We start from the raw sequence: 6,034 nt of genomic DNA, 5'->3' as shown, positions 1-6,034 counted from the left end.
CCGGAACTCAGGCGAGTACTTCGATGTCCCCAACGGGAACTCCTGTCCTATGGATCTTCACGATCCAATGATCAGGGTGTCCACGATCAAGGGGAAACGCCCGATCACGGTTCCCCCTCTTCCGTAGCCCCCTGTGGCTTGCCCGCAACACCCTGCCGCGAAAACCCGTCTGTGGCGATGCTGTTACCGGAAAGGAATCACCGGATGCCCGTGGACGGCGGGGCTTGCTGCCCACTCTGTGGTGGGCGGGGCGTGTGTAGCTCTGGCCTGTCGCGAGGAGACCGCCCACGTCATGGCGTGCGGCCGGGGAGATGTTCCTCGATCCGGGCGGTCGCCCTGGACCTGGGCGAGAAGGTTTTGGCTCACCGGCAGGGAAGCCCGTCTTCGTGCGCAGGTTTCTGAATGTCAGTGCCGCCGTTTACGAACCGGCCGTGGCAATCCACATCCCTGAAGATCTGATCAAGCTGGAACGTTCCGCCGCTGAAGAGCAACGCAAGGCCCTCGCCGCGCCCTACCCGGAGGAAGCACGGGCGCCGCGGCGGAAGGCGGCGGCGAAGTTCCAGCCCGCGGTGACCGCGCACGCTGAAGGCGGCGGGGGCGTCCCGGTTCGAGCTGGAGACGGCCGCGAAAGAAGGCCGTGCCGCATCCGGAGCCAGAGGGAGACAGCTGATGCGCGTCCGCCCCGTCCGGGCGCTGTTCCGGGCGGGGCGGTCTTGGTAGCTGCGCCCAGCCATGGGCGCGAATGTGATGAGCCAAAGGTACCGGGCCGGTATGACAACGGCCTGGGGTCACTTGGGGGCTGCGCAACTATCTGCGTACCTCACGGGTCACACCATGCACACCTACAGATGGAGTGCCATCGTGAGACCCGTCGCTGCCCTGCTCGCTGCTGTTGCTGCACTGTCTCTCACCGCCTGCTCGGCCGGGGAAAAGGACGTTACGAAGCCCGCGCCGAGGGCGACGACGCCGGCCACCGACTATTCCGCCCCCGAGATGACGGCAGGCCTTCCTCCCGAACCGATGGGGGCCGGCCGCGAGGTCTACCTTCGCGCGATCCGGGCCGTGGACCCGCGCCTCGTCGAGGACGAGGAGAAAGCCGTCGACGCGGGGCGAAACCAGTGCGCCACGCTTCTGGACGGGGGCGACAAGGCTGATTGGCTCGCGGCGCAGCGCTTCGGGAACGACTCCCTGCCGTTGACGGACGCGCAAGGCAAGCAGCTGAATGCCGCGCTGCGGGCGACGCTCTGCCCTGAGTGACAACCCCGCCGACCTGCCGACCGCTATCGGTCAGCGATGGCCGCCGCAACGCGCAGTGAGTGGCCCCGCCGACGGGGGGACGCAGCGGGGCCACGGCCAGTGTGGCAGGGGGACGGGCGGAGCTCGCGGCAGACTCCACAGCAATGAGAATCGAACTCATGTCCGATAGTCCGTCGCACCTGGTCATGCTGCGCTTCCTCAGGAGAGTGCAGGAGCAGCAGCTCGCCCGGACCGACCGCTGGAGCCGACGAAGAGCGCCGCGAAGCCGAGCGGCAGCAGGGCGAGGAGCGACGGCCGCCGACACCGGACTGGGTGATGGAGCTCAGCATCGGCCTCGGCGCCCACCCCATCGAGGTGCACGCAGAGCACTGCTACTCCATCGGGAAACGTCACCGGGCCATCAGCCGCGAGCAAGCCCTCGCCGCGCTCGCCGAAGGCATCCGGGCCTGCGCTCGCTGTCGGCCCGACACCGAGCTCGGAGTGCTGTGGGCTGCAGCCTGGCGCACCCTGAAGACATGAGCGCCCCGATAGTCGTGCACCGCCCGGCGCCGGCCACCGGCGGCCGGGCGGTCACCATCAACGGTGAGATCGCCGGACTCGCCCACGATGACAGTGACCTCGTCGAATTCCTCCGGCGGGCTGGGATCTACGACGCCGAGCATCTCCTCGACGACCCGTACTGGATCGAATGGCGTGGCGGCCAGGCGCATCGGTATGAGCCGGCTTGATGAGGCGTTCCTCTTGAAGTGCTCTCCCGGCTGGAGCCGGGAGATTCCTGCTTACCTTGCGGCAGCGGGCTTGACGCGCTTCGCACGCCTGACGACTGCCCTCCCGGCAGCCGGGATGAGCGCGAGGCCCATCCGGTACAGGTGCAAGACGTTCCGGGCTGCGTTGTGGTCGGCGTTGCCCGACCAGCCGCAGTCGGGGTTCTTGCACACGAACACGGCCTGGCTCTCCCGGTTACCGGGCGTGGTGAAGCCGCACGCCGAGCAGCGTCGGGAGGTGCCGGGGGCGGGGGCCTTGTGCAGGGTGCCGCCGAGCCGGGCGGTCTTGTACGTCAGCATGGTGACCGTGCGGCCCCATGCCTCCCCGCTGATGGAGCGGTTCAGCCCGGACTTCCGGGCAACGTTCTTCCCCGGCTCCTCGATGGTTCCCCTGGCCGACTTGACCATGTTCGTGATGGTGAGTGCTTCGACCACGACGGTGCCGTATGTGCGGGCGATGGCGGTGGTCGTCCGGCGCTGCCAGTCCAGGGCCCTGCGCTTGGCTTTCGCCCGGAGTCCTGCGATCTGGTCGTAGGTGCGGTGCAGCCGGCGGCTGGTGCGCTCGCCGGGCTTGCGGTGCTGCTTGCGCTGCGCGGCACGCCGCTCCAGGTGCAGAAGCCTGGCCTTCTCCTTCTCCGTCAGCCATTCGCCGTGCTCGTACGTCTCGCCGTCCGAGAGGGCGAGGGGCACGGTGACGCCCACGTCGATGCCGACTTCCGGACCCTGGTGGGGCTCGGGCTTGACCTCAACGCTCCGGACACGGAAGGCGATGTGCCAGCCGAGCGCGTCCTTGACCAGCCGTGCCCCGGTGATCCGGTTCTCCACGCCTGCGTGCTTGCCCACGGGCAGGTCCTTGGTCCACCGGAACCGGAGCCGGCCCACCTTGGGAATGTTGGCCATGCCCCAGCGGCGGTGCACGCGCACGATGTTCAGGTCCCGGCCCTGAGGGACGTCCACGGACATCACCGTGCGCAACCGGCCCTTGAAGTTCGGGGCGTCGGCGCGGCCCTCCCAGCAGTTCTTCCACGCCTGGAAGTACGTCTTGAGTACTGCTTGCGCGGCCTGCGCGGGAAGGACAGCAAGGAAGCCGATGTCCTTGCGGGCCTGTCGAACGGCGGCATCCGCGTGTCCGAGAGTCCGCTTTTCCTTCGGCATCATCTGCCACCAGGCGTGCAGCAGGTTCCACATGGTGCGGGCCGCGTGCGCCTGGCCATCGATCCTCAACGCCTCTGCAGGCGACAGCACGAGCCGGGCCACGATGGAGTAATAGTCAATAGTTGTGGATCACTCTCCTTCTTGATCGTCCTTCGCGACGGTGTCCTCCAGTTGTCGGCGTAGGAGCCTGACTTTGGCGATGCGGCGGGGGATGTTGTCGCGGGCAGCGGTGATGAAGAGCGCGTTGGCCCTGTTCGCGATCTTGGGTTCTGGCTCGCTTTCCGTTTGCGCCGTGAGGCGCTGTTGGTTCGAGTGGAGGTGGGAGACCGTGCGCCACGAGGCGCTGTGATCCGCGTGCGGGTGTGAGACCCGCACCGTCGCCCCGTCGCAGCGGGACGACAGAAGCAGGGGGTAGCTGGGCCCGGCGAGTCGGCCGGGTCTGGTGGAGAGCAGCCCCGACAACGACGGGACGCACCGGAACTACCGTACGGTGCGGGTCCGGCAAACGAGACGGGAAGGTGGACGCGAGGAACCAGCGGTGTAAAGCCCCTCAAGACCTCCGCCAGCTCAAACCCGGTGGATCTGGGCTGGATCGCGGTGCGCACTGCCCGTATGGGCAGGAACTCCTGGATCGGATTGATCTTGCCGGTCGGGAGGCCACGGAGAAGGACTGCGGCGTAACCGTGGCGATGCCGCAGGGGCAAAGCTGGCCGCCTCACCCGACGAGCGGATCACAGTGAACGTGGGAACCACCTCGAAGCTTTCGTCTCAGTGCACTCTCCAGGTGCGATGGGGCGGGAAAGCCGTCCACATGGCGAAGCAGCCCAGCGGATTCAGGTAGTTGAGGAACTGCAATGGACGGAGACGCTGGTGAATACCGGTGATCTGTGGCCCGACCCCGATGGGGCCTGGCTGCGGGTACGACGGATGCAGACCAAGCTGCACCAATGGGCGGTCGGTGATCCCGACCGCAGGTTCTTTGATCTCTACAACCTTGTCCATCACCCCGACTTCCTCACCGTTGCGTGGGAGAGGGTGAGGGGCAACAAGGGCGCGCGCACCGCCGGCGTGGACCGGGTCATCCCGGCCTTCATCGCCGACGATGCCGACATCGTGGCCTTCCTGAAGAACACGCGGGAGCAATTGAAGGCCCGCACGTTCACCCATCTGCCGGTGCGGGAGCGCATGATCCCCAAGCCGGGCAGCGGGGGAAAGCTCAGGAGGCTGGGGATTCCCACCGCGATGGACAGGCTCGTGCAAGCCGCGCTCGTGCTGGTCCTGGAGCCGATCTTCGAGGCGTCCTTCAAGCCGGTCAGCTACGGCTTTCGCCCCGAACGACGAGCCCATGACGCGATCGCTGAGGTGCACCACTTCGGCACCAAGGGCTACCACTGGGTGCTGGATGCGGACATCGAAGCGTGCTTCGACAACATCGCACACTCCGCTCTCCTTGAGCGGATGCGCCGACGAGTCGGAGACAAGCGGGTTCTCGCCCTGGTCAAGGCGTTTCTGAAGGCGGGCATCATGTCCGCCGATGGCGAGACCAGGGACACGAACACCGGCACACCCCAAGGCGGCATCGCCTCGCCGCTGTTGGCGAACATCGCCCTCTCGGCGCTGGATGAACACTTCTGCGCCAAGTGGGACGCTCACGGCAACGGTGGCAGGCGGACAGCACACCGCCGACGCGGGGGTGCCACACACCGGATCGTCCGCTACGCGGACGATTTTCTGATCATGGTGTGCGGCGCCCGAGCTCACGCGGACGCGCTGTGGGGGGAGGTCACGGCCGTGCTCGCCCCTCTGGGGCTCCGCCTGTCCGTGGCCAAGACCCGGGTCTGCCATATCGATGAGGGGCTGGACTTTCTCGGCTTTCACATCCAGCGGAGGCGCAAGAAGGGCACCAGCGAGCACTACGTCTACACCTATCCGTCGAAGAAGGCACTGGCCCCCATCACGGGCAAGGTGCGGGCGGTGACGAACAAGAGAGGTCAACGTACTCTCGCCGACCTGCTCCGCCAGCTCAACTCGGCGGTGCGGGGATGGTGTTACTACTTCCGGTTCGGGTCGTCCACAGCCACGTTCCACTATCTCGACGACTTCTGCTGGCGTCGGGTGACGTTGTGGCTGAGGAAGCAGCATCCCGGGATCGACTGGAGGACTCTGCGGCGCCGCTACTTGACCGGCGAGCCCGGTTGGCAGCCCGCGGAGGATGGGATCACGCTGTTTGTCCCGCAGCGGGTGAAGATGACCCGCTATCGCTGGCGTGGATACAGCATCCCGACACCGTGGGCGAAGGCCGCGACGGTGTGAACCGCGCGGTCCCAACGGAGTCCGTGGAGCGCCGGATGCGGTGAGAGTCGCATGTCCGGTGCGGAGGGCGGGCCGGGGAAACGGGCTGGTCACAAGGCCAGTACCGCGCCCCGGTCCGACCCCTACTGATGGGCGTGGCTTTCTGGTGTGTTCGGTTTGGTTGTTCGGGTGGTTGGCCTGCGGTCCGGTGAGGCTGCGACCAGCAGGACGCGGTCCTCAAGCGGCAGGCTCCAGGGCCGGCCCTTGCGGACCGGGTCCGCCCCCTCGCGCCGCAACGCGGTGATCAACTTGTCCAGGTGCCACTTGTCGCCGGCCTGGGGCCGGCGGCGGCGCAGGGCGGCCGCGTACCGGAGGCCGAAGCGGTCGCACCACCGGCGGATCGCCTCATGCGAGACGGTGATCCCGCGGGCCAGGAGCAGCTCCTCGACTTCGCGGAAGGAGAGCGGGAAGCGGTGGTACAGCCACACTGCGTGGGAGATGACCTCCGCCGGGAACCGGAACCCCTTGTACGACGGCCCGTCCCCGGCGCCCTCCACCACCAGCTC

Annotated in this window: 5 protein-coding genes and 1 pseudogene; 4 read left to right on the top strand and 2 right to left on the bottom strand. The window is 67.4% G+C overall.

What is annotated here, in order from left to right:
- The first annotated feature begins 861 nt into the window (after nucleotides 1–861).
- The 3 genes from IEZ15_RS39295 to IEZ15_RS39285 all read left to right on the top strand — a co-directional run bounded on the left by IEZ15_RS39295 (nucleotide 862) and on the right by IEZ15_RS39285 (nucleotide 1,985).
- A complete protein-coding gene (locus IEZ15_RS39295) occupies nucleotides 862–1,257 on the top strand; it encodes a hypothetical protein (protein ID WP_189281792.1) in 396 nt (131 codons plus the stop codon).
- A 315-nt stretch (nucleotides 1,258–1,572) separates the two neighbouring features.
- Nucleotides 1,573–1,776 carry a DUF6233 domain-containing protein gene (locus IEZ15_RS45815; RefSeq protein WP_229846433.1) on the top strand — a complete coding sequence of 68 codons (204 nt, stop codon included), beginning with the start codon at nucleotides 1,573–1,575 and terminating at the stop codon, nucleotides 1,774–1,776.
- On the top strand, nucleotides 1,773–1,985 hold the full coding sequence (locus IEZ15_RS39285) for a hypothetical protein (protein ID WP_114243137.1): 213 nt from the start codon (nucleotides 1,773–1,775) through the stop codon (nucleotides 1,983–1,985). The genes IEZ15_RS45815 and IEZ15_RS39285 overlap by 4 nt, the downstream gene beginning before the upstream one ends.
- A gap of 51 nt (nucleotides 1,986–2,036) precedes the next feature.
- On the opposite strand, the gene IEZ15_RS39280 is transcribed toward IEZ15_RS39285, so the two are convergent.
- Entirely contained in the window at nucleotides 2,037–3,266 is a 1,230-nt protein-coding gene (locus IEZ15_RS39280; RefSeq protein ID WP_229846432.1) for an RNA-guided endonuclease InsQ/TnpB family protein, read from the bottom strand.
- Between the two features lie 780 nt (nucleotides 3,267–4,046).
- Here IEZ15_RS39280 and ltrA point away from each other — a divergent pair.
- Nucleotides 4,047–5,489, top strand: coding sequence for a group II intron reverse transcriptase/maturase (gene ltrA, locus IEZ15_RS39275; RefSeq protein WP_229846431.1), 1,443 nt, complete (start codon nucleotides 4,047–4,049; stop codon nucleotides 5,487–5,489).
- Nucleotides 5,490–5,641: 152 nt separating this feature from the next.
- Here ltrA and IEZ15_RS39265 read toward each other — a convergent pair.
- A pseudogene (locus IEZ15_RS39265) lies at nucleotides 5,642–6,025 on the bottom strand (hypothetical protein); the annotation flags it as partial.
- Nucleotides 6,026–6,034 lie beyond the last annotated feature (9 nt).

Source organism: Streptomyces atratus, assembly GCF_014648655.1.
In the GTDB taxonomy this organism is placed as follows: Bacteria; Actinomycetota; Actinomycetes; order Streptomycetales; family Streptomycetaceae; genus Streptomyces; species Streptomyces atratus.
The sequence above is the reverse complement of the archived record's forward strand: the minus strand, read 5'-3'. Positions and strand labels throughout refer to the sequence as shown.